Here is a 26,002-nt window from a genome sequence, read left to right as displayed (position 1 = left end):
ATACCGTCACACACCATCAGGCGCTGTAATACATCTGATACTCAATCGGATGAGGGGTGTGTTCAAACGCATGAACTTCCTGGAATTTGAGATCGGTATAGGCATCAAGAAAACCGGGTGTAAATACATCACCCTTCATCAGGAAATCCCGATCCGCCTTCAGGGCATCCAGAGCCTCCCGCAGGGAACCACATACTGTGGGAACCTGTGACAGTTCTTCTGGCGGCAAATCGTACAGGTTTTTGTCCATAGGATCGCCAGGATGAATCTTGTTCTGGATCCCATCCAAGCCCGCCATCATCATCGCTGTGTAAGCCAGATAGGGATTAGCCGTCGGATCAGGAAAACGTACCTCTACCCGTTTCCCTTTGGGATTGGAAACATAGGGAATACGACAGGATGCAGACCGGTTCCGCGAAGAATAAGCCAGAAGAACCGGCGCCTCAAATCCCGGAATCAGGCGCTTGTAAGAATTGGTGGACGGATTTGTGAACGCATTGAGCGCCTTGGCATGCTTGATAATGCCACCAATATAGTAAAGTGCCATGTCAGACAGGTCTGCGTACCCGGATCCTGCAAACAACGGCTTGCCATCCTTCCACAAGGACTGATGGACATGCATGCCAGACCCGTTGTCCCCAGCCAAAGGCTTGGGCATGAACGTGGCGGTCTTGCCGTACGAGTGGGCGACCATGTGCACAACGTACTTGTATATCTGCATCCAGTCCGCCGACTGCAACAAAGTACCAAACCGGAACCCCAGTTCGTGCTGTGACGAGGCAACCTCGTGATGATGCTTCTCGACATCAACCCCCATATCCAGAAGGGTTGAGGTCATCTCGGCACGCAGATCAACACCGCTGTCAACGGGAGGAACTGGAAAGTATCCTCCCTTGATACCAGGACGATGTGCCCAGTTCCCCTGATCAAACTCCTTGCCACTAGCCCAGGGGGCGTCGCCGGCATCAAGCTCGAAGGACACCTTGTTCATATCCACCGTATAACGGACATCATCAAAAACAAAAAACTCTGCCTCGGGGCCAAAATAGGCCATATCAGCAATGCCGGTGCTTTGCGCATAGGCAAGACCGCGGCGTGCCATACCGCGGGGACAGCGATCATAAGACTGACCTGTTGCAGGATCCACAACGTCGCAAAACACAACAAGCTGCGGTTGGGCCGTAAAGGGATCCATAATGGCCGTCGAGATATCCGGCATCAGAATCATGTCGGACTCGTTAATTTCCTTCCAGCCAGCAATCGATGACCCATCAAACATAATACCGTCGGCCAGCAGATCATCCGTCACGGTCTTGACATGCTGGGCTGTGTGCTGCCATTTGCCACGGGGATCCGTAAAACGGAAATCAACATATTTGACGTCATTTTCCTTGATTTTTTCGAAGAATGTAGCGGTATCAGACATGAATACTTTTCCTTGTCCTGAATGGTTACCGTCCCTCGGTCCCATTGCGTATGCCACACAAAACCACACATCACTCAGACAGCGTCCGGCCCACGTTCCCCGGTCCGGACACGAATGGCATCATCGACCGGCAGAATAAAAATCTTGCCATCACCGATACGTCCGGTCCTGGCCGCCTGTTGAATAACAGTAATTGCCTGCTCAACACGGCTTTCCTCAAGAACCATCTCTATTTTGACTTTTGGCAGGAAATCCACCACATACTCGGCTCCCCGATACAGCTCTGTATGGCCTTTCTGGCGTCCAAACCCCTTGACCTCTGTCACCGTAATCCCCTGAAGGCCGATATCCCCCAAAGCTTCACGCACTTCATCCAGTTTGAAGGGCTTTATGATGGCTTCGATCTTCTTCATCATGTTTTCATCACACTTCAAACCAGAATGCAGCCAACAGACAAACGCTTAGGCATGAAAGATCTGCGACCACATAAATAGAAAATACATGTCGCTACCACAACTTTCAATCCTTGCAATAGGACAATGCCTGACAGCACCATCTTATGCGATATCGCATAGGGGCGATTCATGCCCAGCTGGGTCAGGAAGAGTGCCCAGAAGCTGATCCAGAGCATCACGCAGGGCATGCAAGCGCTGGATATCCTCGCAATCAAGGGATCCGGGGCTAGCCTGAAGTCGGGCAATCTGCTTCAATGCCGGAAGCAAAACCTTGGTTGCCGAAGCTGTAGCGACTTCCCTGACGCTCTTTTGCTCCGGCTTTGCAGACGGAGTATTCAGGTCGGTTTTCAACGCCCGAAGTTCACTGACCGTCATTCCTGTCGTAACAATCTTGCCCCAAGCAACACGCGCGGCCTGTTCATCCCCAAGGTCAGCAAGCGCAAACAAAGTGCTTTTGCTGATTCTGTTCGAGACCGAGGGCACCGCCTGCAGAATATCCTCCGGCAAAGAGAGGATGTTCAGGGTGCGACTGATCTCGGACTGTGAACGACCGAGGATCTCGGCAACCTGCCCTTGGGTATAGCTATGCCGGTTCATCAACCGCTCGCAGCCACGGGCCAACTCCACCATATCCAGATCAACACGGACAACATTTTCGACCAACGCTATTTCCGCCGGATCTCCGGAAATAATGATGGCCTTGATTTCGTGATGCCCCAGCAGACGACAGGCCCGCCACCGACGTTCCCCCGCATACAGGATATGTTTCCCGTCTGGACCAAGCGCCGAAACCAGTACCGGCTGCAGCAACCCAAGACGATGGATGGAAGAGGCCAGCGCTGCCAGATCATCATCATCAAAAAACGACCGCGGCTGATCCGGGTTGGGAACGATGGACGTCAGGGCAAGGGTACTGACCCTGCTTTCCCCGGAAAAGAATGACGTCATCAAGGACGAAACGTGACCCGTTGTTGTACGGGGCGGCATCTTGCGCGACATGGACTCAGGTCTCCGCAGGAACAGGATGAACCGGAACAGACGGTATGGAAACATGACGGGCCGCTGCCAACGCAATCAGTTTCTCCGCCAGATCCGCATAAACAGACACGCCACGTGCACCGGGATATAACTCCAGAATCGGTTGCCCGGCAGCAGCAGCGTGATTGTAGTATGTGGTACTGATAACCGGATCAAGGATCGGAACAGCCGAACCAAAGATGTCATGCAGCTCTTGCATGGTCTCCCGATCCTGAACAAGACGGGGGTCAACCCGTGTCGGCAGGATCCCAAGAATTTCAAGTCCCGGACGGATGCGCCGGCGGATACGGTCTATGGCCCTGAGAATCAGGGGAATCCCACGCGTGGACCATGGCGTTGGGTCTGACGGTATCAAAACGTAGTCAGCAGCGGTCAGGGCGTTGACGGTTGTGGGGCCCAAATGGGGACCACAGTCAATCACAATGAAGGAAAAACGACCGGCAAGCGGGGCCAGTGTTTCCTTCAGAACCCATTCACCACCAATTTCACGGGTCAGAACAAGATCAGCCTCGGCCAAACGGGACCCACCGGGCAAAAGGAAGAGCGGAATATCATCACGCACACGCACCAAGGCATCACTGACCGGAAGGTTATCCAGCATCACGGATGCAATGGTCCGCCCCGATGCATCCAGTTCATAGTTATTCAGCCCCAAGCCCGCCGTAGCATTGCTCTGATGATCAAAATCAACCAACAGCGTTGCATGACCGGCACGAGCCAAAGCCCACGCGATATTGATGGAGCTTGTTGTCTTGGCAACGCCACCCTTCTGGTTGGCCAAGGCCAACACCAGAGGCTGCTCGCACACCGGTTCCTGTACCGTTGCAGAGCTGCCAACCAGAAACAAGCGCACGATGGAGGGAACCGGTTCCTTTCCCTGCTCCCACCGACTGATCATCGGCGGGGAATAATTGCGGCTCAGCTCCTTGTTCAGGAAGGCCGCAAACTCGGCCTGGGTTTGTCCTCTACGTTTACGAATATCGCGCAGGACATCGGCACTGAGGTCCATAAGATCCCCCGGGGTTGATGTTTTCATCAATATGTCTGGCCAGATAAAGACTGGCAACCATCAATTTAGAAAAAATACAGTGGCTGGCAGGTTGCCCGTTCACAACAGGCGGCAACTTTCACCGGAACAGCAAGGGCGCCAGGCAAAATGTGCCGACCGGGTCCGATGCCTCATCCCCACTGGCGCAGACAAAAGATTTGGCACAAGACGTGCTTGGGGAAAGAACGTGCCTCAGGGACCGGGAGCCTGCCATGCCCTTTCTAAACGTTGCCGACCTGCCTGAAACCTCCTTTACCACAAACAAGACACGCCCCGCTTTTGACTTTGCAAGACATCATGATCGATCTCCCATAAGCGCAAAGTTGTTTGCCAGAACCGTCGGCGAACAGTGCCACGATGCCAACCGTCAACGTATAGCCTCCCTGATCGGGGTTGTACGCCCTGAAGAAATTGACGCCTTGGTACACCGGGCGGCTGATCTGAAGGCTCGCTACCTGTCTGCTGTTCTGGATTCAGGAAAAGCACGGGGGGCACCCCGCCCGGGGCAACACGACGAGCTTGGACATTTGCGGAGCGCCCTTGCCGAGGCTGAACAGGGGCTGGAAACAATCCGCAACAGCATCATGCGCGGGGAACTCTTTGTTGATGGGGTTAATGATGGCTTTCCTTGACAAACAAAACGGCAGGGAAGGGCCCCCGAAAGATCCATTGTGCACTGAACAAAAGAACAATCTGCTTTATCAGACTTACATAATGAGCAAAAACAGGAAGAATACTGACAAACTTGACCGTTCTTTCTGACACCTCCTTGGTCCACAATGAAAGCATCGTGGTTCCTTGGAGACTTATGCATGCTGAAAAATATCACCCCCGCCCGCACACTGTTCCTAAGCGTCGAGGGTGTGGCCGCCATCATGAAAAAGAAGGGGGCGGCAGCGTGCATAGAAGGGATTGCACAGTACATCAACGAAGACTTTCTGCGGTGGGAGGACTTTGACAAGACCGCCCGGGTTGCCAGCCACTCCGATGATGGCGTCATTGAGCTGATGCCAATTGCCGACAAGGAAACCTACACCTTCAAATACGTTAATGGGCATCCCCGGAACAGCCGTTTCGGGCTTTCAACGGTTATGGCTTTTGGCGTCCTGTCCGATGTGGAAACCGGAGCCCCGGAGCTGCTGAGCGAACTGACGTTGACGACGGCCATGCGCACGGCAGCCATGTCAGCTGTTGCCGCAAAAGCATTGGCAAAGCCAGAACCCAAAAGCATGGCCCTGATCGGCAACGGCGCCCAGAGCGAGTTTCAGGCTTTGGCTTTCAGCCACCTTCTGGGGGTGAAATGTTTTCATCTGTACGATATTGATCCATATGCAACGGCCAAACTGCAACGCAATCTGGAGCAGCTTGGCCTTGAGAGTCAGGCATTTTCATCTACACATGATGCTGTACGGGGCACAGATATCGTAACAACGGTTACAGCCGACAAAACAAAAGCCACAATCATAGCGCCCGATATGATTGAGCCCGGCATGCACATCAATGGTGTTGGCGGTGACTGCCCGGGAAAAACGGAACTGCACTGCGATGTCCTGAGAAATGCTCGTGTTTTTGTGGAGTATGAACCCCAGTCCCGTATTGAAGGTGATGTGCAGCAGATGCCACCGGACTTTCCGGTGACGGAAATATGGCGGGTTCTGGCGGGTCACGCGCTCGGTCGGCAATCACCCGACGATGTAACCATTTTCGACTCCGTTGGTTTTGCGCTTGAAGATTTCTCGGCATTGCGCTTCATGCGTGACGTCGCAACCACCCTGGATCTGTGTGAGTCTATCTCGCTTGTTCCTGCTCTTGAAAATCCACGAAATCTTTTTGGTTTTGCATATGAAAAAAGTGCTGGTCAAACCCATCCATTGCGTGACGTTGTGGCATATTGAAATCGGAGTCGGCCAATGAGTCACCTTTTCTTGCCTGACGTCAGCCTGATTGGTACCCCAACTGATGTTGGCGCGGGCGTGCGCGGGGCATCCATGGGGCCAGAAGCTCTGCGTGTGGCCGGACTTGTTGAAAAACTTGAACGGTGCGGGGTTGATGTAAAAGACTGCGGCAACCTACAGGGACCACCCAATCCGGGATCTCCTCCTGTCGGTGGCTTCAGGCACCTGGAAGAGGTGATTGCCTGGAACAAGATCCTGCATGAGGCCGTCTACAAGGAAATACAGGACGGGCGTATGCCGGTTGTACTGGGGGGCGATCATTGCCTGGGCATTGGATCAATAAGTGCTGTTGCCAAACACTGCCGTGAAACAGGCAAGGAACTGCGTATCCTGTGGCTGGATGCTCACGCCGATTTCAACACCGCAGACCTGACACCTACAGGCAACATCCACGGTATGCCGGTGGCCTGTCTATGTGGCTACGGACCAGACGAGCTGACCGGCATCGGGGGACAGTCACCGGCAATCCGGCCAGATCAGGTTCGTCAGATCGGGATACGCAGCGTCGATGACGGAGAAAAACATTTCGTCCGCAGTGTCGGACTGGAAGTGTTTGACATGCGCTGCATCGGCGAAATGGGTATGCGCCATGTCATGGAACAAGCCCTGAGCGGTATCGACCAGCACACGCATATACATGTCAGCTTTGATGTTGACTTTCTGGATCCCGACATTGCGCCCGGCGTTGGAACAACCGTTCGTGGCGGCCCCAACTACCGTGAGGCTCGCTTGTGCATGGAAATGATCGCTGATACAGGGCGCTTGGGATCACTTGATATTGTCGAGCTGAATCCTGCCCTTGATCACCGCAACATGACCGCAGACCTAGCGGTGGATCTCGTCGAAAGCTTGTTCGGCAAAAGCACCTTGGTACGCGTTTCTCGTACAGGAAAGCAATACTTCGGAACACGGGCTGCAGCAGAATAAACAAGAACATACAATGACACATAACAAATAGATCCCGGATCAATCCGGGATTTCTTATAGGTAAGGTGCCCATTATGATTACCCTTGTACAGATGAGAAAAATTCTCTTGCTAATACATAGCATGTAACACTACCACCCGCCGATGATATATTGATAATATATCATTCTTTATGCAGCAATATGGCGGTTAGTTTCATGAGTTCAGATAGAGCCTCCATGGCCCCCGAAATCGATGGCGCAATGTACGGCATCAAGCGGTTCTCATACAGCAAGGAATGGGATTTCAAGCCCTATAACCAGCCGCGCAACACATGCAACCAACTGCGCGTCAATTCCGATTTCTACGTCTATCGTGAAGCGTCGCATGGCTTTGATGGTATCTATGCCGTATATTGCGAAAGCGGCCTTCTCAGCCCGGGTGATGCTTATCATTCATCAAGACGCTACACTGAAGGCCCCTTCCAATATGGGTTTGAAAACGCCATTCAGGTTCTGAACCCAGAAACAGGCAGGCCTTTTGATTCCGGTGTCAACTGGGTCAAAAGCTCGCCCAGCACAGTCAACCAAGTCCATGACAAGCAAGACATGACGGTTACAAGTGTTGACGACACAATCAGCATCGGTGTTGGTGCCAGTGCGTCAGCGCAAGGCCCCGGAGGCGGGGTCAATCTTGGATATTCGCATTCTGAATCCTTTCAGTTATGGAAATCAGACAGCTACTCGATCAAAGACTGGGGTGTCGAGGAACGGACAGAGCCCGTGTCCAACACCGGGCGCTGGTTCTGGCATCAACAAGCCCCTTATGACGTTACCAGCCTTGAGGCTGATAACTTCACCTGGTGGCAGCAAGCCTATGAAAGCGATTGGCCCCCATGCCTGTGCAAAGAAACGGCCATGCTTTCCAGAAGCACCATGCAGTACAACACCGCCATTGCTTGGCGCTTTGATCTGTCTCTGGTGAAGAAAGGGGCATTGCCCGTGCGTTTTGTCCAAAGCCTGAACTGGAAATGTGCACTGATCGCCCAGCCGGACTGGGCCCCGACAGAAGGGCACCATCAAATCTGGAGCGAAACCTTCCCGTCAAGCGTAACCTATGACCTTGACTTGGCTGCAATCATTCGGGGCAGCGTCATACGCCCAGATGCTCCCACAGCCCAACCCGTACACGACGTCTCCGAACAGGTCCAGACAGGAACAGGAACAGCTTCTGTTCAGAAACGGCCAACCTTAGTTGAAACCAACTGATCAGACTATGTGAATGGAAGTGTTATGCCCTCTATATGGAATGGTTTTGATACAAATCCCCACACGTTACCGGATGCATGTGTTGTATGCGCAGGAGGCGTTGGCGGCAATTTTCTCCGGCTACCCTGTAAGCATGGCGGCCCGGAAAGTTACCCTTTGCACGTCGAATGCATGATTCGGTCCCTCGTGCCTGTCGAGCGTGGAACACCGCAGCAAGCCCCGCGATGCCCGGTCTGCAGAGGAGGCATTGATACAGAAACCCTGACGGAGGTCGCTGACTACATTCGCCAGGACAAGCTAGTCACCTTCCCAAGCGAAGATGGCATCGCAATCAGCCAGCCTCTGTGCCAAACGCCAGAACAAAAGGCAAGCTTCCTGTCCCTTATTACCACAGCTCACGAAGCAATTCATGGTGGCGAACTGGAACCCAGCGATCAAGAAACAAGCCCCGCCTACTACGACCACTTATCACAAATTGCAGAAGAGCTCATAAATAGCATCAATAACAGTATCGAAGAACATAACTACACCTTGGAAGAAATTGACCAGAAGATGCTCGAGATTCAAGATCTTGATGCTCATCTTCTGGAGCGGTCAGGACGGATAGCGCTCCTTGATCATGTGGGCTGGGCCATTGCTGGCGGCGATTTCGGAGAGATCTATGACAGGCTCGTCAGCCTCAGGACACAATTGGAACGATCTCGCGAACAACTGACAGAAGAACGCGAACAAAAACAGCGCGAGGCTGAAGAGCAGGATCACGCCCATCACTTTGCTTAAAAAAACAACACTATCTTGCGCAAAGGCTACACAATGAAGAGAATATGGAACGGTTTTGACACGACACCCCATACACATCCGGACGAATGCACCATCTGCATGGGCGGCAGTGGTGGAGAGTTCCTCCGGCTGACTTGCGGACATGGTGCGCACGACCTCTACCCCATCCACGTTACATGTGCTGTACTGTCATTCTCCCCCGTCGGGGATGACTATAAGCTACCTCCAAGGTGTCCTGTTTGCAGGGCAACCGTCGACGCAGATACGCTTCTGGACGTTGCCAACTACGTTCAACAAAACAAAACCATTACCTTCCCCGGCGATGATGACGAAAGCGTGGAGCAAAGCGTCTACCAGAGTGAGGCAGAGAAAGGGACACTCCTGTCCATTCTTTCTGATGCCCATGACATGGTTCCGGATGTCGAGATATTGGATCCATCAAATGAAGAGCTAAGCCTGAAGTATTATCAGGATATGATCAATGAAGCGGAGAATATGACACGGGAAATACAGAGTGGCATTGAGGAAAGGGAATACACTCTGGAAGATCTTGAGCAAAAAGAGCAGGACATTGCCTTTATAGAAGATAAAATAGAAAGAATGTCAGGAAGGCTTGCTCTCTTCGCCCACCATAATTGGGTTTTCTTTGAATTCAATTTCCAAGATCTTTATGCACGCCTGATAGCAAGCAAGGACAGTCTGGAGGCAACAACCAAAAAGATACGCATTGAGCGGGAAGAGAAACAACGAGAGGAAGAGGAAGAGCACCACCATAATCTGGTGCCCTGAGGCTTATTGCCCCCCAAGAGGTCCCCGATCCTCTTGGGGGGTGGGCATATTGTTCAGAAAGTCCAGCGCACCTTTATTGACGCCGACTGACTTGAAAAGCCACCACGATACTCGCTGTCATAGCGCCCGGTTATTTCCATGCTTTCATCCGTTCTATAGCGCATCCCCAAGCCTGCCGTTGTCACCCAAGGAACGGCAGGTGTTCCTTGGGTGATAAAGGAAGAACCCGGCTCTCCTGCAAATGTAGCCGTAATCGATGAACGCTCGTTAAAGGCATCATATCCCAGACCTAACTGCCCCGTCAGCGTTACAGAATCACTGACATGATACGATATCTTGCTGTCAGTACTCATCAGGAATGACTTCGCACTGCGCGACTTTACATCCAGATTCAGAACCCCGGCGCCGGTTTCCAGATAAGAGCTGTCACGTATCCAGGTATAGTCAGCACGAACAGATGGACTAAAAGACCACCCCGCCCCAACGGGGTAAGACCGACCAATACCTGCACCCGCATGGGCAACCTGGCTCTGGTAGGAAGAAGATGCCTGGGAGGCCGTAAACTCTATCGCCCTGTTTCCCTTGTTCCGGTTAAGACCGATATCTGCCTGAACATTTAGTTCTGTTCTGTGATCAAGATTATAACTTCCGTAGGCCACCAATTGGTGAGTTGCAATGCCCAGTTTCTGGGGAGCGAGAATTCTGTTGTTCTTGATTCTTACATCCGCATAGGCAAAGGCAAGCCCAAGGCGCAAGGCAGGTGAGACAGCACCATCAATTCCAGCAACCAAACCACGTGCATCCATCCTGTATCCGGCAACGCCCTTATGGTCATTTTGACGTGCCCACGAACCGAACGGCTTCATCCAGATGTAACGATCTTCAAAAAAACCATCCCCCGAAGACAGCCCTCTATTACCGTCAATACGCGCCTGAATAATCTTGTTAATCCCGGATAGAGAAGACTGCGTTGCCATAATGGAACCACCTGTCAACAGAGGCAGGGTTTGGGAAACAGCACGAACAACCTGCTGATTGGTTGTAAAACCAGAAACAACAAACAAGGCCTTCAACTTTGTACTGCGTTCAATAACCTAGGCAGCTCCAAGAGCAGGCGAACTGCCTTGCCCCGCCAGAACGTCGGACAGAGAAGGAGAGGAGCCTCCACCTCCTGTGCTGCTCGAACCACCGCCAGAGCCAGTGGAACTGCCACCACCCGTGCCTGTCGAACCACCGCCAGAACCACCGCCAGAACCACCACCGATGCCAGGGTCAACAGGAACCTCACCACCAACACCAACAGGCTCACCATACACATAGAAGGTAATAGGAGGCGGAATAGACGTAGCAGCTGAATAGGTTGTTACAACAACGGTATAGTGCGTACCCTGCAAAAGATCCTGTGTAAGCTGCGGACACGTTGTCGCTTGATCACCACAGGTCATGATGGTTACGCCATCTGGCCGCACACCATCATAATCATCATTCAAGTCCAGGGCATTACTAATTGCGTTTGAAGAATTAAAATCTCCTTGATACAGAACCAGAACCGTATCAATAGGAGCAGATGACATACCAAATATATACGTACCACTTAATGATGGCTCAAAGAATTGAGACATATAGTAAAATGTATTCCCAGAACCAGATAAGTTATTAATATTCTGTAGCGTTGAACTACCTATTGAGAATGCTCCTGATTGAACCCCGGCGACACCATTATCAAGAGTAAATACAGTAACAACATTTGCCCCATAAGCGCAGGAAGACCCTACAGCCAAAAAGGCAGCAAAAACACATCTTGCCCTGAACACACACGCCCCCTTTGTGTCTTCTTTTCAGCACCAGACGGGTTGCTCACACCGTAGCTACCCAACCCCAAGCAGCACTCTATGGTAGATATGTCTGGAATGAAACACTTAAGAGTGTAATTGAACTCAGCAAGAATGCGGAAATAAACGCACAAAAATGATACGAACAGCCCTTGCTCTTGCAAGACAATGGGCGACTGATCCGCAACATATAAACAGCGTGCCAGATAGAGACCAGGCAGCATAAAAACGCCCCCATCACTGCTAGAGAACAGAGGATGGGGGCACAAAACCTAAGGACCGTTATTTCTCGACCATTGCACGTGTCATGGAATCACGCAGCGGCCTGATAAAATAATCAAGAACCGTACGTTCCCCGGTCTGGATCAAAACCTCAGCGGGCATACCGGCTTGAAGACGGTTGTTGCCCAGCTTCACCAATTCGGTATCCGGAACTTCAACACGCACAGTGTAGTAAGGGATCCCCATCCGCTCATCAATCAAACGGTCTGCAGAAACAGTCAAAACAGTCCCCGTAATGGTCGGAATGGAACGTGACTGGAAGGACGAGAAGCGAACCTCGGCCTCCTGTCCTGCATGAACGGAGTCAATGTCAACCGGGGAAACCTCAGCATCAATAACCAAGCGGTCTTTCTCCGGAACAATTTCCATCAGGGTCTCCCCTGGACGCACCACCCCGGCAACCGTATGTACCTTCAGATTCTGGACAACGCCATCTTGGGACGCCTTGATCTCTGTACGCCCCAAGATATTGGTTGCTACGGTGCCACGTTCTTTCAGATCAGCAAGCTGCTGCTGAATGTCCCGCAGCTGAGCAACAGCCTCCTCCTTGAACCGCTGCCGGGTTTGTATAATCTGCAGCTCGGCTTCACCAATACCCTTCTCTGCACGCGCGACAGAGGCCACTTGGGCGCCAATATCACCCTGAAGCCGCGCAACTTCGCGCTCCATGGACAAAATGCGGGTGCGCGGATACCACCCTTTCTCATACAGCTCACGCAAGCCAACAAGCTCATCCTTGTAAATAGCCACCTGCCGGTCACCAGATTTCTTCTGTACTTTCAAGCCCTCAATTTCCTGATGGTACTGTTCAATACGAGCCTGAAGAATGGAAACCTGATTATCGAGAGAACGGCGCCGTTCATCAAACTGGCGCACCTGACCATCAAGAATTCCCTGAATAGATGATTGCTGCCACGCTACTGACAAGAGGTCCGCCGGAAATTCGATCCGTTCATGCCCTTCCAACTCGGCCTGCAAACGGGCCTCAACCGCACGATGGTTGTAGTACTGGTTCATCAGCATGTCTGCATTGGCTTTGGCCTGCGTTTGCTCCAAACGCAAAAGGACATCCCCACCCTGCACCACATCGCCATCGCGCACCAGAATTTCGGATACAATGCCACCTTCCAGATGCTGGATTGCCTTACGATTGCTTTCGACCACAACCGTACCTGGGGCAACCACAGCAGAAGCCAAGGGTGCAACCGCACTCCATGTTCCTAGAACACCAAAAAACAGGCCAACAACAATCCAGCCGATTCTGGCTGGTTGCATAGGCGTCTCAAATGCGTCCATCACATCCCCGGAACCACCCCCTCCCGGAGCAGCAACCACGGGCACGGGGGGAGGGGCCTCCAAAGCAGGCACGGGTGCCGGGCCTGCTTGTTCTTTAGGTGGTACAGGGCTAGGGTTGTTCACGGCATTCATGTGTTATCAAGCCAAAGATGAAGCGGATGAAGCCGCATTGGGGGGGACAGCCGTCGGCCGCACAAAGCGCGCCAGGACTTCGGAACGGGGGCCCATCATTTCAACAGTGCCACCGCGCAATACCAACACCTTGTCCACCACTTGGAGGACAGATGGCTTGTGCGTAATGATAACCACAGTTTGGCCAGCCTGCTTCATGACCTGAATGGCAGCCATCAGAGCAGCTTCTCCATCATTATCCAGGCTGGCATTGGGTTCATCCATCACAACAAAAGCAGGGTTGTTATACAGGGCGCGGGCCAAGGCAATTCTCTGCCGTTGCCCGCCGGAAAGAGCCATACCACCGGTCCCGACAGGGGTATCATAACCCTCCGGCAGTTTCTGGATCATTTCATGAACGCCCGCACGCGTTGCCGCCTCGATCACGCGCCCGGAATCGATGTCTCCGAAACGCGCAATGTTCTCAGCGACAGAACCATCAAACAGTTCAACATCCTGTGGCAGGTATCCCAGATGTGGCCCAAGCGCTTCCTGGTCCCACGTACGAATATCATTGCCATCCAGACGGACCGTTCCCTGCTGGGCCTGCCACACACCAACCAGAATGCGGGCCAACGTTGACTTTCCAGCTGCCGACGGCCCGATCACTCCCAGAACATCACCGGGATCAAGATCAAAGGAGACACCACGCAGAACCGGCTGGCTGCCCCCCGGAGGCACCACAAATACCCCCTGCAGGGACACCCGGCCATCCGGACGGGGAAGCGCCATACGTTCCTTGTCTTCGGGAGTAGAGCGCAACAGGGTCTGAACACGGTCAAAGGCAGATCGTGCGTTCAGGAATCCTTTCCAGTTGGCTACCGCCAGTTCGACAGGCGACAGGGCACGCCCCATGATAATCGAAGCAGCAATCATCATACCGGGGCTGATTTCATTCTGTATGGCCAACCATGCCCCAACGCCCAGGATCGCGGTCTGCAACGCAAGACGAAAAGCCTTTGATACAGCCAGAAGAGCCGATGCGGCATCGGATGCACGGGCTTGGCAGGACAAGACACCACGGTGCTTGACCAACCAGCGATCCAGGAGCGGGCCAAGCATCCCCATGGCCTGCAACACTTCAGCATTGCGCAACGACCCGGAGACAAAGCGACTGGCCGCAATCGACTGCGCAGACGCATCCCTGAGAGGTGTCCTGGTAACCAGATTATTTGCCAGCGCCAACCCAAAAATAACGATGGCACCAAAAAGGGCAACCAAGCCAATCATCGGGTGCATGACAAAACAAAGCCCAAGAAACAGGGGAACCCAAGGCGCATCACAAAAGGCGAGAAGCCCGGGGCCTGTCAGGAATTCCCGCAAACTGTCAATATCACGCAAGGCTTGCGATTGACTGCCTTCGGGATGACGCACGGTATGACGGAAAACAGATGCAAAAACCCTTCTATTCAGGGCCCGGTCAATTTGCAGACCTGTACGAACAAGAACACGTGAACGAATGGCCTCAAGAACGGCCATCACCACAAGCGCAAAAAGAGCAGCGAGAGTAATCATGACCAAGGTGGGCGTCGACCGACTGCTCAGGACGCGGTCATAAACCTGAAGCATATAAATGGGTGAAACAAAGAGAAGCAGATTGATAAAAAAACTGAACCCCGCCGTAGCATAAAACCCGCCACGAGCACTTCTCAAGGCATTGTCAAGATCTGTTGCCGGTGCCTTGCCGCCAGAAAAAGGTAACCGCGCTGAAAAATCCACAGGACGACACTCCGCACACTGCCTCATCTCTGAAAAAAGGCATAAGTACAAATACAACTCCTGGGCCTTGCACCGGGAGCACAATCTAACACAGGTAGTTAAATGAAGCCTAATAACGTCTAAGATTGCAAGACAAAATAGAACGTAAGCATCTTCTGGTCGCGATCAGATAGAGTGCTTACAATTGAAATGCCTGATCACTCAGGCGCCTTTTGCGACAATATCCGCAAGATATTGTCCATAACTGCTACCCCCAAGCTCACGCGCCAGACGATTGAGTTGCGCGGAGTCAATATAGCCCATACGGAATGCAACTTCTTCCGGACAGGCAACCTTGAAGCCCTGCCGTTTATCGATCGTATGAACATAGGAGCTGGCCTCCAGCAGACTCTCATGAGTCCCGGTATCGAACCACGCGTATCCTCTCCCCATGGTTTCAACAGCCAAGGTTCCATCACGCAGGTACCACGTATTGATATCTGTTATCTCAAGCTCACCACGAGAGCTTGGCTTGAGCGTTGAAGCCACATCAATCACCCGGCTGTCATAGAAATAGAGCCCCGTGACAGCCCAGTGGGACTTGGGCTTGGATGGCTTCTCTTCAATTGAAATAGCTTGGCTATCTCCATCCATGGTAATCACGCCGTAACGAGACGGGTCTGCAACGTGATACGCAAAGACTGTTGCCCCGTGAAGACCATTGAAGGTTCTGTCAACGGCACGGCGCAGCATGTCACCCAGTCCATGGCCATGAAAAATGTTATCACCCAGAATCAGGGCGCAATTGCTGTCGCCAATAAAATCCGCCCCAATCAAGAAGGCTTGCGCCAGCCCGCCGGGCTTTTCCTGTTCAGCATACTCTATCGCGATGCCCCACTTCTTTCCATCGCCCAGAAGAGCACGGAACAACCCTGAGTCTCGCGGAGTTGTGATAACCAGGATCTCACGAAGCCCCGCCAGCATCAATGTGCTGAGTGAATAATAGATCATCGGCTTGTCGTAGACAGGCAATGCCTGTTTGGAAACGGCTTTTGTTGCCGGATAAAGCCTGGATCCGGTCCCCCCTGCCAGAATGATCCCCTTCATGATTCCCCCCGTGCCACACCATCCGGGTCGTCCTGCATCCACCGCATCAACCCGACAAGGAAAAGAAACAGTACACACGAAAACGGCAGGGCTGCCAGAACAACCGTCGCCTGCATAGCCACGAAGTCACCGGCAAACAACAACCCCAAGGCCACCAACGTTACGACCAAAGACCAGAACAGACGAAGCCACATCGAAGCGTCGCGCCCTATTTGTCCGCCCAGACGGGACAAGTCCGCCAACATGATGGCACCTGATTCGGCAGGCGTCAGAAAAAGGACAAAGCATGTAACAACAGCAAAGAAAATCATGGGGCCTGAGAAAGGGTAATGCTGCAGAAAAACATACAAGGACATATCCGCCTGTTTCAGGGCAACAGAGGCCAGCCCATCAGCCCCACTCATAACAAGATCCAAAGCCATGTTGCCCAGAACAGCATGAAAGGCAAATGTACAAATCAATGGAATGGACAGTACCCCCAACACAACCTCACGAACCGTACGCCCCCTTGAAATACGGGCAATAAACAGGCCAACAAAAGGAGCCCACGACATCCACCAAGCCCAGAAAAAAACCGTCCAACGGCCAACCCATCCATCGTCCCCGTACCCTTCTACAGGTTCTGCATAGGCATACAGATCAAACGTCTTGAGGAGAAGACCATCCAGATAATCGCCCATATTCTGGACAAAACGCCCCAGAATCATGGCAACATCACCGTGCAGGAGCACAAGTCCAAGCAGGACAAGAAACAGAACAACATTAAGATTCGAAACCCGCGAGATACCCCTTCGTACGCCAACCACAGCAATAAACGCTGCACACCCACTCATAAGCAGAACAATGGTCGTCAACATGGTCCGGGAAGGATCCATCCCCAAAAGATAACCAGATCCGGATGCAACCAACATCGCGCCAATAATCAGATTGGTGACCAGACCGGGGATTGTGACCAGAATACCAAAAGCATCAAGTAAATGACCACCCCAGCCGTTGGAGCGGGCCTCCCCAAGCACAGGGATCAGGGCCGTGCGCAAGGCCAGTGGGTAACGGTGACGCCAGACACCATAACCAACAGCAATACCAACCAGTGCATACATGGCCCAGCCATGCAGACCCCAGTGCAGAAACGTCAGTTGCATGGCCTGTCGCGCAGCCTGCGGCGTTGATGGCATCCCCTCGGGCGGTCTAAGGAAATGGTCAACAGGTTCGGAAACGGCAAAGTAGAGCAGTGACACACCAATTCCGGATGAAAATAACATACCCGACCAAGAGAAAAAACCGAACTCGGGTTCTTCTCCGTCACGCCCCAGACGAAGCCCCCCAAACCGGGAGCAGGCCAACCAGAGAACAAAGAAAAGACACGTTGCTGCGACCAGCATGTAATACCAGCCGAAAGTCTTACAGACCAAAAGGCGGATCTCTTCCATCAGAAGACCAGAGCGCTCCGGAAACAGCAGGAGGAAGAGAACAAAAACACCTGTCAGGACTGAAGCACCAGCGAAAACAGGTATATTGACACGGGCCGTCAGACGCGCTTCAGCGGGAAAGACACCGCTCATCAAGTCCGTTTCCTCTTTTGCTGTCCTCGAAGGCAGGTACAACGACCCACACAGAATTACGATTTATAGTTGTCAACGCTAATTGCGTTCTCGTAAATAATCAAGGACCTCCTTGGCTGGATATCTCGATGACTGCCGTTAAACGCCACAACACGCCGTCTGCTTTCCGCTTCGGAGAACACGGCCTCTATATCAACGGACGCAACGGCACAGAGGGATCCGGACAACGGATCATCACGATATGCCCTGCTGATGGCGAACAGCTCGCTGCTGTTCATTGCGCTGACCGCCCTGACGTGGACCGAGCTGTACAATCCGCCGTAGAAGGGCAAAAGGTATGGGCTGAAAAAAGTGCAGCGGAACGGACCCGTGTCCTGATGCGTGCAGCCAGCATCCTGCGTGACCGAAACAATGATCTGGCTTTGATCGAGTCACTTGATACAGGACGCCCCCTCTCAGAAACACGCACGGTTGACATTGCAAGCGGTGCTGAGGTTCTGGAATACTATGCCGGGCTGATACCCGCCTTGGAAGGTTCCCAAATCCCCCTGCGGCGGGACAGTTTTGTTTATACACGACGGGAACCCTTGGGCGTTGTTGCCGGCGTTGGTGCGTGGAATTACCCTTTGCAGATTGCTGTATGGAAGTCTGCCCCAGCCTTGGCTGCAGGCAATGCCATGGTCTTCAAGCCCAGCGAGCTGACACCGCTTGGTACCCTTCAGCTTGCCTCTGTCTATACCGAAGCCGGCCTCCCCGATGGTGTCTTCAATGTCGTGAACGGTACTGGACCGGATGTAGGGCAATGGCTGGTAAGACATCCTGCCGTTGCCAAGGTATCCTTTACGGGTGGAACCAGAACCGGACGAACCGTTATGGCTGCGGCTGCCGCAACCCTGAAAGACATCACCATGGAACTGGGCGGCAAATCGCCCCTGATTGTTGCTGGCGATGCAGACCCTGATCTGGCCGCCGCCATTGCTGTGACTGCAAATTTCTTCAGCAGCGGGCAAGTCTGCACAAACGGAACCCGTGTGTTTGTCCCTCGCTGTCTGAAGCAAGAAATCGAATACCGAATCCTGGATCGTATCCGCTCCATACGCCCCGGCCACCCACTGGCACCGGACGTAAACTTTGGCTCCCTGATCAGCTTGGAGCACATGGAAAAAGTTCTGGGGTTGATCAACAAGGGGCAAGAAGAGGGGGCGCAGCTTCTATGTGGAGGCAACCGTATGACGACCCCTCCCTTCGACCGTGGCTTTTTTGTCGAGCCAACCGTTTTCACGAATGTTGAAGATACAATGACCATAGCCCAAGAGGAAATCTTTGGCCCGGTCATGAGCATCCTGACCTACGACACCGAAGAAGAGGTGATAGGTCGTGCGAATGCAACACCCTATGGTCTTGCTGCCGGTGTCGTAACACCAGATCTTACGCGTGCTCACCGCATGACCCATGCTCTGGAAGCCGGGATTTGCTGGATCAATACATGGGGAGAGTCCCCGGCGGCTATGCCCGTAGGTGGTTTTCATCAATCCGGCATTGGTTCCGAAAATGGACTGGAGACACTGTTGCGACACACACGTGTCAAATCGATTCAGGTTGAGATGGGGCGCTTCAACCCGGCTTTCTGAAGCACGGTAATCATACGGGGAAGGGGGCTCATGCTCGACGAGGTTGACGACATCATTATTGGCGCTGGTTCCGCCGGTGCCGTACTGGCAGCCCGCCTCAGCGAGGACAGCAACCGTCAGGTTCTTTTGGTTGAGGCAGGAGGACCAGACTGGCGCATGGATATCCGGACCCAGATGCCGGCAGCACTGGCCTGGCCCTTGCAGGGAGACCGCTACAACTGGGGCTATAGAACCGACCCGGAACCATACATGGAGGGCCGCCGCATGGATTGCAGTCGCGGCAAGGGTCTGGGGGGATCATCCCTGATCAATGGCATGTGCTATATCCGGGGCAACCCCATGGATTTCAATACCTGGGCCAGCCAGCCGGGTCTGGCTGACTGGTCATACCAACACTGCCTGCCGTATTTCCGCAAGTCCGAGACCCGCGATACAGGTGCCAATGACTACCACGGTGACGCAGGCCCCCTGCATGTCACCACGCCCAAGCCTGACAACAATCCCCTGTTCGCCGCCATGGTAGAAGCTGCTGTACAGGCAGGATATCCACGAACAGATGATCTGAACGGATATCAGCAGGAAGGCTTCGGCCCAATGGACCGGACCGTAACGGCTCATGGCCGACGCTGCAGCACATCCCGGGGCTGGCTGGACCAGGCACGCCACCGCAGGAACCTCCACATCATGACCGGAACACTGGTCGACCGTATCCTGTTTTCCGGTCAACGGGCGATGGGCATTCAGCTGCTACACAAGACGAACCCCACACCTGTTACCATAAGGGCACGGCGTGAGACGGTTGTATGTGCCGGCGCTATTGGATCCCCCCAAATCCTGCAGCGATCAGGTGTTGGCTCCTCTTCCCTGCTTGATTCCATCGGCATTCCGGTTGTGGAGGACCTTCCCGGCGTAGGGGAAAATCTTCAGGATCATCTTGAGATATACATGCAATACAGCTGCACCCGACCCATTTCGCTGTACCCGGCCCTGCAATGGCGTAACTGGCCGGGCATCGGTGCACGCTGGCTTTTCATGGGGGACGGGATCGGTGCCAGCAACCACTTTGAAGCCGGGGGTTTCATACGCTCCAGCACCAGGTTCCTGTGGCCAAACATACAGTACCACTTTCTGCCCTTGGCCATCCGCTATGATGGCCGCAGTGCATTCAAGGCACACGGATTTCAGGCCCATGTCGGCTCCATGCGCTCTCCCAGCCGGGGCAGGGTATACATTACGTCCAAGGATCCGGCCGCCCCGCCCGGAATTGTTTTCCACTACATGAGTTCAAGACAGGATTGGGAGGAATTCCGTGATGCTATACGGATCACCCGCCATATCATGAGCCAGTCGGCACTGGATTTCTGCCGGGGCGAAGAGATAAGCCCCGGACCCGGCGTTGACAACGACCGCTCCATGGATGATTTCGTGCGCAGAAATGCTGAAACCGCCTATCACCCGTGTGGGACCTGCCGTATGGGCAATGATGATCTCGCAGTGGTGGATGGGCAGGGCAGGGTGCATGGTTTGCAGGGCCTGCGGGTTGTCGACGCATCGATCATGCCACAGATCATCACCGGTAACCTGAACGCAACCACCATCATGATGGCGGAAAAGATCGCCGACAGTATGCGGGGGAAAACAGCTTTGCCCGCAAGCAAGGCCACATTCCACACCTGTCCCGAACTCAGAAAGGCGATGGATGGATCTGCAAGGTCCAGCGCTCCAGAGCCCGCCGGAACCGCTCAAACATCACATCCAGGTCATCCGGGGATATAACCAGCGGCGGACAAAACGCAACGATATCGCCCGCCAAAGCGCGCAGGATCAACCCTTCCTCCTGACACGCATCAACCAGAGAGGCAGCCATCGCCCGGGCAGGGTCGAAAGGTGTGCGGGTTTCCTTGTCCGCAGCCAGTTCAAGGGCACCAATCAAACCAACACCCCGGACGTGACCAATCAGGGGATGATCCGAGAAGGCGTGCAGATGGGCAAGAAAACGGCCTGAAAGAGAGCCAACACGCTCAAAGATACCGTCCTGCTCATAGATATCCAGTGCTTCAAGCGCAACGGCTGCTGCAACGGGGTGCCCCGAATATGTGAAGCCGTGGCCAAAGGTACCAATCTCTCCGGCACCGCGTTGCAGGGGCTCCCAAACTTTCTGGCTGACCATGACGGCCGCTATAGGCATCCACGCCGCCGACAGCGCCTTGGCCGATGTGATGATGTCGGGCTTCAGATCAAAAGTTTGGCTGCCCCACGGGTTCCCGGTACGGCCAAAACCACAGATAACCTCGTCAGCAACCAGCAAAATATCGTACTTGTCGAGAATAGCCTGGATTCTGGGGAAGTATCCAGCCGGCGGAATAATAACGCCGCCAGCACCCATCACAGGCTCGGCAAAGAAGGCCGCAATGGTATCCGGCCCTTCAGACTGGATCATCTGCTCCAGCTCCATCGCCAGCCGCTCGACAAACCGGCCTTCATCCTCGTCAGGGGAGGCCTCGCGGTAAAAGTGCGGGCACGTGACATGCAAAACACCGGGCATAGGCAGATCAAAAGCCCGGTGATTGGCGGGCAGGCCGGTCAGACTGGCGGATGCCAGTGTCACACCATGATAGGCACGATGACGGGATATAATCTTCTTCTTGTGCGGACGTCCCATGACATGGTTGATGTAGCGAACAATCTTGACAACCGTATCGTTGGCCTCGGAGCCAGAATTGGCAAAGAAAACCCGCGCCATCGGCACCGGAGCCATGGCAACCAGGCGTTCAGCAAGACGGATACCGGGGGGATGGGACTTGGATGCAAACTGATGGAAGAAGGGCAGGGTATCCATCTGGCGCATGGCTGCATCACGAAGCCGGGGCTGGGTAAAACCCAAGGAGGCGCACCATAACCCCGACATTCCCTCAATATATTCCTTCCCCGCCTCGTCAAACACGCGGACACCCTCGCCACGGACAATGACAAAGGGACCCTTCTTTTCATGTGCAACCAGATTGGTATAGGGGTGCAGAACGTGACGCAGATCCGCATCACGCAAGGTATTCGAAATCATGGCAGGTCTCCCTGGCCCTGTAAGCCGCCAAGGCAGAGGTACTTGACCTCCATGAATTCATCCAGACCATAACGCGACCCCTCACGCCCGATACCAGACTCTTTCATGCCGCCAAACGGTGCGACTTCGGTCGAGACAATCCCCTCGTTGATACCAATGATACCGTACTCCAGAGCTTCGGACACACGCCAGATGCGCCCGATATCGCGAGTATAAAAATAGGCTGCAAGCCCAAAGGGCGTATCATTGGCCATGCGAATGGCCTCCACCTCGTCCCGGAACCGGATCAGAGGGGCAACAGGCCCGAAAATTTCCTCGGATACAGCACGCATGGAAGGCTGGACATCACCCAGAACGGTAGGCTCGAAAAATGTCCCTCCCAAGGCATGGCGCGCACCACCAACCAGAACGCGGGCCCCTTGAGCCTTGGCTTCATTGACCAAGCCTTCAACTTTCTGCAAGGCTTCCATCGTAATCAGAGGCCCCTAGGATACTCCCTCTGCCGCACCCGGGCCGACACGCAAACCCGCAACAGCCTTTGCAAAGCAGTCCGCGAAAGCTGGATAGATCCCTTCCTGGATCAGGAAGCGGTTTGCACACACACAGGTCTGGCCTGTATTGCGATACTTTGATGCCAAGGCACCCGCCATAGCAGCATCCAGATCCGCATCATCAAACACGATGAACGGAGCATTTCCACCCAGCTCCAGCGATACCTTCTTCACTGTCTCCGCACACTGCTGCATGAGGATCTTTCCAACCCTGGTCGATCCCGTAAAAGACAGCTTCCGCACGCGAGGATCGCGGGTCAGGACGGCCCCGATCTCGGCACTACGCGAAGAGGGGAGAACATTCAGGACGCCGGGGGGGAAGCCAGCCTGCTCAGCCAACACAGCTAACGCCAGTGCTGACAGGGGTGTCTCACCGGCAGGCTTTATCACCACAGAACATCCGGCTGCCAAGGCCGGCGCACATTTGCGGGTTATCATCGCAGCCGGAAAATTCCACGGTGTAATGGCGGCCACAACACCAACCGGTTCCTTCAAGACAAGAAGGCGCCGATCACGCAACGGGGAGGGGATAACATCACCGTAGGCCCGGCGCGCTTCCTCTGCAAACCATTGGACAAAACTGGCAGCATAGGTCACCTCACCCCGCGCCTCGGCCAAAGGCTTTCCCTGCTCTGCCGTCATCAACAAGGCCAAATCGTCGCGAGCACAAGTGATCAGTTCAAACCATGCCCGCAACACGTCAGCACGCTCGGCAGCCGGGCGCTGCTTCCATGCCTCCTGCGCATTATGGGCGGCGGTGATGGCGTCAAGCGCATCCTGGCCCCCCATATCCGCGACCTCAACCAGAACAGACTGATCTGCTGGATCAACGACAGGAAACACACGACCACTGACCGAAGGCTTCCAGACCCCACCAACAAAGCCTTCATGGCGAAACAAGTCTGGATTATGAAGAGCTGAAATCGCCATGAGCTTTCTCGTCTACCGGAACAAACACTGGCCCATCCGGGGCACCAAGATTGGTTTATACATCCAGAGAGTGACGGAACCAGTCTATGGTCTCCCGCAACCCATCCTCAAGAGATACCGTAGGCTCCCACCCCAGAATGTTTCGGGCCCGCGTAATATCAGGCTGACGACGGGTAGGATCATCGGGGGGCATGGGACAAAAAACCAGACGCGAACAGGAACCGGTAAGCTGCAGGACCCGCTCTGCCAGTTCAGCGACACTGATTTCCTCTGGATTACCCAGATTGAAGGGACCCGTGACATCCACCGGCATTTCCATCATCCGCACCAAAGCCGTTGTCATATCCGAGACATAACAAAAGCTGCGGGTTTGCGATCCATCACCAAACAGCGTCAGATCATCTCCCCGCAAGGCCTGAACAATAAAATTAGACACAACCCGACCATCATCCGGACACATACCCGGACCATAGGTATTGAAAATGCGTCCTACCTTTATGGGAAGGTTGTACTGACGAAAGTAGTCAAAGAATAAGGTCTCCGCACACCGCTTTCCCTCATCATAGCAAGACCGGACGCCAGTTGGGTTGACATTCCCCCAATATGTTTCATCCTGGGGATGCTGCCGGGGATCACCATAGACTTCAGATGTTGATGCCTGAAAAATACGGGCACCAGACTGGCGTGCCAACTCCAGCATATTCATTGCCCCCAGAACACAGGTCCTGATCGTGCGCACAGGATCGCGCTGGTAATGAACAGGCGAAGCAGGGCAAGCAAGATTGTAGACCTCGTCGACATCAACAGACAGAGGCAATGTAATGTCATGGTCCATAACCGTGAAATGCGGATCACCCAGAAGATGATCCATAGCAGGGCGGTGCCCGGTCAGAAAACTGTCTACACACAAGACCTCGCAGCCTTGTCGCAACAACTGTGTACACAGATGCACCCCCAGAAATCCGGCTCCTCCGGTTACCAGAACCCGTTTTGCTCCGACACGACGGACCACTCGCATCTTTCCTTATTTTGTATCAGCACAATAGCGCAATTATAGTAACGCGAATGTAACCATACGTCTCTATCGGAGATCATGAAGTTTGTCGTTCTTTGAGGCCAGATAACTCGTGTAGAATGTTGATACGGTACATCACCATCAACCCACTGCATTTGCCGGAATCACCATCATGCACCAATCCCTGATCCCGCTTAGCGTCGAGAACCACAAAAACCTGGGACTGATTACAAACAGGGGGTGGTCCTTTGCGGCCAGCAGCCCGATCCTGACCATTGTCAGCGCCGAGGCACACCGCTGCGCCGCCTTTTTTCCTGTGGCCATCATGCAAGTCTCAGCCAAGGATGCGCCTGAGGACCAACAAGAGTTTGAACTGGTCAGCATTCATTCCGTATCGGCAGGAGAAAACTGGTTTGTCGCCCCGGATGGGCGATGGCTGGCCGGCTATATCCCCGCTGTCTTGCGCGCCGTACCCTTCCGGTTGATGCGCGCCCCGGACGCACAGGACCAGTTGGTTTTATGCATTGATGAAAACAGCCCACTTCTGACAGACACCACCAAGGATCCCAAGGCACGCCCGCTGTTCGAGAATGACGGCAGCTTGTCGGCCGACATGAAGACGCGCCTTGAATTCTTGACGGCAGTTGCAAACGATCACGGCAACACACGGGCCAAGTTATCCGCCATTGCCAAGGCCGGACTTCTCAAACCCTGGAGTCTTACAATCAATAAAAATAACAAGCCTCTGCACATGAAGAACCTGTATCAGGTTGATGCCGAGGCCCTTGATGACCTGTCAGACGAGACATTCCTCAGTCTGCGCAAGGTTGGCGCATTACCGCTGATCTACAACCACTTGGCCAGTCTTGCACAAACCGACAACCTGCAACGCGCCGCAACCATCCAGGACCAGATGGAACGCCAACAAGCCAAAAAACCAAAACTGGAAGACATGCTGGACATGGGACAAAATCAGGATGTCGAATTGAAGTTCTGAAGAGACCAAATAACAACGGGGATGCCTCGTTGCAAGCCATGCAATGAGGTCTCTCCGCACCTCCAATAAATCAATTATGCTCCAGCCTTACTCATATCCAGAATGCGAGGAGGGTTGCGAGAGCGACGTCGGAGAGGAAGTTTCTGTCGAGTTTGTCATAGCGGGTTGCGACGCGGCGGAAGTCCTTGATGCGACAGAAGGCGTT

General features: G+C 53.7%; 21 protein-coding genes and 2 pseudogenes. 9 read left to right on the top strand and 14 right to left on the bottom strand.

What is annotated here, in order from left to right; genetic code table 11:
* Positions 1-16: 16 nt before the first annotated feature.
* The 4 genes from glnA to HEQ61_RS10010 form a co-directional block, all read right to left on the bottom strand.
* Entirely contained in the window at positions 17-1,426 is a 1,410-nt protein-coding gene (glnA, locus tag HEQ61_RS10025) for a type I glutamate--ammonia ligase (protein WP_168021209.1), read from the bottom strand.
* A 74-nt stretch (positions 1,427-1,500) separates the two neighbouring features.
* The gene (locus tag HEQ61_RS10020) at positions 1,501-1,839 is read right to left on the bottom strand and encodes a P-II family nitrogen regulator (protein ID WP_168021246.1); all 339 of its coding nucleotides are present in this window, start codon (positions 1,837-1,839) and stop codon (positions 1,501-1,503) included.
* A 144-nt stretch (positions 1,840-1,983) separates the two neighbouring features.
* Positions 1,984-2,880 carry a ParB/RepB/Spo0J family partition protein gene (locus HEQ61_RS10015; RefSeq protein WP_168021208.1) on the bottom strand — a complete coding sequence of 299 codons (897 nt, stop codon included), beginning with the start codon at positions 2,878-2,880 and terminating at the stop codon, positions 1,984-1,986.
* Positions 2,881-2,884: 4 nt separating this feature from the next.
* Positions 2,885-3,955, bottom strand: coding sequence for an AAA family ATPase (locus HEQ61_RS10010; protein WP_168021207.1), 1,071 nt, complete (start codon positions 3,953-3,955; stop codon positions 2,885-2,887).
* Between the two features lie 224 nt (positions 3,956-4,179).
* On the opposite strand from HEQ61_RS10010, the gene HEQ61_RS10005 reads away from it, so the two are divergent.
* The 6 genes from HEQ61_RS10005 to HEQ61_RS09980 all read left to right on the top strand — a co-directional run bounded on the left by HEQ61_RS10005 (position 4,180) and on the right by HEQ61_RS09980 (position 9,664).
* Positions 4,180-4,599 (top strand): hypothetical protein, encoded by a 420-nt coding sequence (locus tag HEQ61_RS10005; protein ID WP_168021206.1) that lies wholly within the window; start codon positions 4,180-4,182, stop codon positions 4,597-4,599.
* A gap of 180 nt (positions 4,600-4,779) precedes the next feature.
* The gene (locus tag HEQ61_RS10000) at positions 4,780-5,862 is read left to right on the top strand and encodes an ornithine cyclodeaminase (protein ID WP_168021205.1); all 1,083 of its coding nucleotides are present in this window, start codon (positions 4,780-4,782) and stop codon (positions 5,860-5,862) included.
* Between the two features lie 15 nt (positions 5,863-5,877).
* Positions 5,878-6,849 (top strand): arginase, encoded by a 972-nt coding sequence (gene rocF, locus HEQ61_RS09995; RefSeq protein WP_168021204.1) that lies wholly within the window; start codon positions 5,878-5,880, stop codon positions 6,847-6,849.
* Between the two features lie 196 nt (positions 6,850-7,045).
* A complete protein-coding gene (locus HEQ61_RS09990; protein WP_168021203.1) occupies positions 7,046-8,095 on the top strand; it encodes a hypothetical protein in 1,050 nt (349 codons plus the stop codon).
* A gap of 186 nt (positions 8,096-8,281) precedes the next feature.
* Positions 8,282-8,875 carry a hypothetical protein gene (locus HEQ61_RS09985; protein WP_168021202.1) on the top strand — a complete coding sequence of 198 codons (594 nt, stop codon included), beginning with the start codon at positions 8,282-8,284 and terminating at the stop codon, positions 8,873-8,875.
* A 33-nt stretch (positions 8,876-8,908) separates the two neighbouring features.
* A complete protein-coding gene (locus HEQ61_RS09980; protein WP_168021201.1) occupies positions 8,909-9,664 on the top strand; it encodes a hypothetical protein in 756 nt (251 codons plus the stop codon).
* 53 nt (positions 9,665-9,717) lie between these two features.
* Here the strand turns inward: HEQ61_RS09980 and HEQ61_RS09975 are convergent, their stop codons facing one another.
* From HEQ61_RS09975 to HEQ61_RS09950, 6 genes are all read right to left on the bottom strand, one after another.
* Positions 9,718-10,737: an autotransporter domain-containing protein gene (locus tag HEQ61_RS09975; protein WP_168021200.1), complete on the bottom strand. Its 1,020-nt coding sequence runs from the start codon at positions 10,735-10,737 to the stop codon at positions 9,718-9,720.
* A gap of 21 nt (positions 10,738-10,758) precedes the next feature.
* On the bottom strand, positions 10,759-11,238 hold the full coding sequence (locus HEQ61_RS09970; protein WP_168021191.1) for a hypothetical protein: 480 nt from the start codon (positions 11,236-11,238) through the stop codon (positions 10,759-10,761).
* Between the two features lie 540 nt (positions 11,239-11,778).
* Positions 11,779-13,119, bottom strand: a complete 1,341-nt coding sequence (locus HEQ61_RS09965) for an HlyD family type I secretion periplasmic adaptor subunit (protein WP_168021199.1) — start codon at positions 13,117-13,119, stop codon at positions 11,779-11,781.
* A gap of 93 nt (positions 13,120-13,212) precedes the next feature.
* Positions 13,213-14,964 (bottom strand): type I secretion system permease/ATPase, encoded by a 1,752-nt coding sequence (locus HEQ61_RS09960; protein WP_322099246.1) that lies wholly within the window; start codon positions 14,962-14,964, stop codon positions 13,213-13,215.
* Between the two features lie 201 nt (positions 14,965-15,165).
* Positions 15,166-16,050: a glucose-1-phosphate thymidylyltransferase RfbA gene (gene rfbA, locus HEQ61_RS09955; RefSeq protein ID WP_168021198.1), complete on the bottom strand. Its 885-nt coding sequence runs from the start codon at positions 16,048-16,050 to the stop codon at positions 15,166-15,168.
* Positions 16,047-17,612: a BCCT family transporter gene (locus HEQ61_RS09950; RefSeq protein WP_168021197.1), complete on the bottom strand. Its 1,566-nt coding sequence runs from the start codon at positions 17,610-17,612 to the stop codon at positions 16,047-16,049. Before HEQ61_RS09950 ends, rfbA begins: the two co-directional genes overlap by 4 nt.
* Before the next feature lie 128 nt (positions 17,613-17,740).
* Here HEQ61_RS09950 and betB point away from each other — a divergent pair, with 128 nt between their 5' ends.
* Complete coding sequence (gene betB, locus HEQ61_RS09945; protein WP_168021196.1) at positions 17,741-19,243, top strand: betaine-aldehyde dehydrogenase; 1,503 nt, start codon at positions 17,741-17,743, stop codon at positions 19,241-19,243.
* Positions 19,244-19,273: 30 nt separating this feature from the next.
* Positions 19,274-21,019, top strand: coding sequence for a choline dehydrogenase (gene betA / locus HEQ61_RS09940; RefSeq protein ID WP_168021195.1), 1,746 nt, complete (start codon positions 19,274-19,276; stop codon positions 21,017-21,019).
* On the opposite strand, the gene HEQ61_RS09935 is transcribed toward betA, so the two are convergent.
* The 3 genes and pseudogenes from HEQ61_RS09935 to HEQ61_RS09925 form a co-directional block, all read right to left on the bottom strand.
* Entirely contained in the window at positions 20,928-22,304 is a 1,377-nt protein-coding gene (locus HEQ61_RS09935; RefSeq protein WP_168021194.1) for an aminotransferase, read from the bottom strand. The two genes, betA and HEQ61_RS09935, sit on opposite strands and share 92 nt — an antisense overlap.
* A pseudogene (locus HEQ61_RS09930) lies at positions 22,301-23,785 on the bottom strand (NAD-dependent succinate-semialdehyde dehydrogenase). The gene HEQ61_RS09935 and the pseudogene HEQ61_RS09930 overlap by 4 nt, the downstream one beginning before the upstream one ends.
* A gap of 55 nt (positions 23,786-23,840) precedes the next feature.
* Positions 23,841-24,797, bottom strand: a complete 957-nt coding sequence (locus tag HEQ61_RS09925; RefSeq protein WP_322099245.1) for a UDP-glucuronic acid decarboxylase family protein — start codon at positions 24,795-24,797, stop codon at positions 23,841-23,843.
* Between the two features lie 175 nt (positions 24,798-24,972).
* On the opposite strand from HEQ61_RS09925, the gene HEQ61_RS09920 reads away from it, so the two are divergent.
* Positions 24,973-25,797, top strand: coding sequence for a SapC family protein (locus tag HEQ61_RS09920; RefSeq protein ID WP_168021192.1), 825 nt, complete (start codon positions 24,973-24,975; stop codon positions 25,795-25,797).
* 91 nt (positions 25,798-25,888) lie between these two features.
* Here the strand turns inward: HEQ61_RS09920 and HEQ61_RS09915 are convergent.
* Positions 25,889-26,002: pseudogene (locus HEQ61_RS09915) on the bottom strand (IS5/IS1182 family transposase); the annotation flags it as partial.

Origin of the sequence: Haematospirillum sp. H4485, assembly GCF_012102745.1 — a bacterium.
Lineage (GTDB): Bacteria > Pseudomonadota > Alphaproteobacteria > Rhodospirillales > Rhodospirillaceae > Haematospirillum.
The sequence above is the reverse complement of the archived record's forward strand: the minus strand, read 5'-3'. Positions and strand labels throughout refer to the sequence as shown.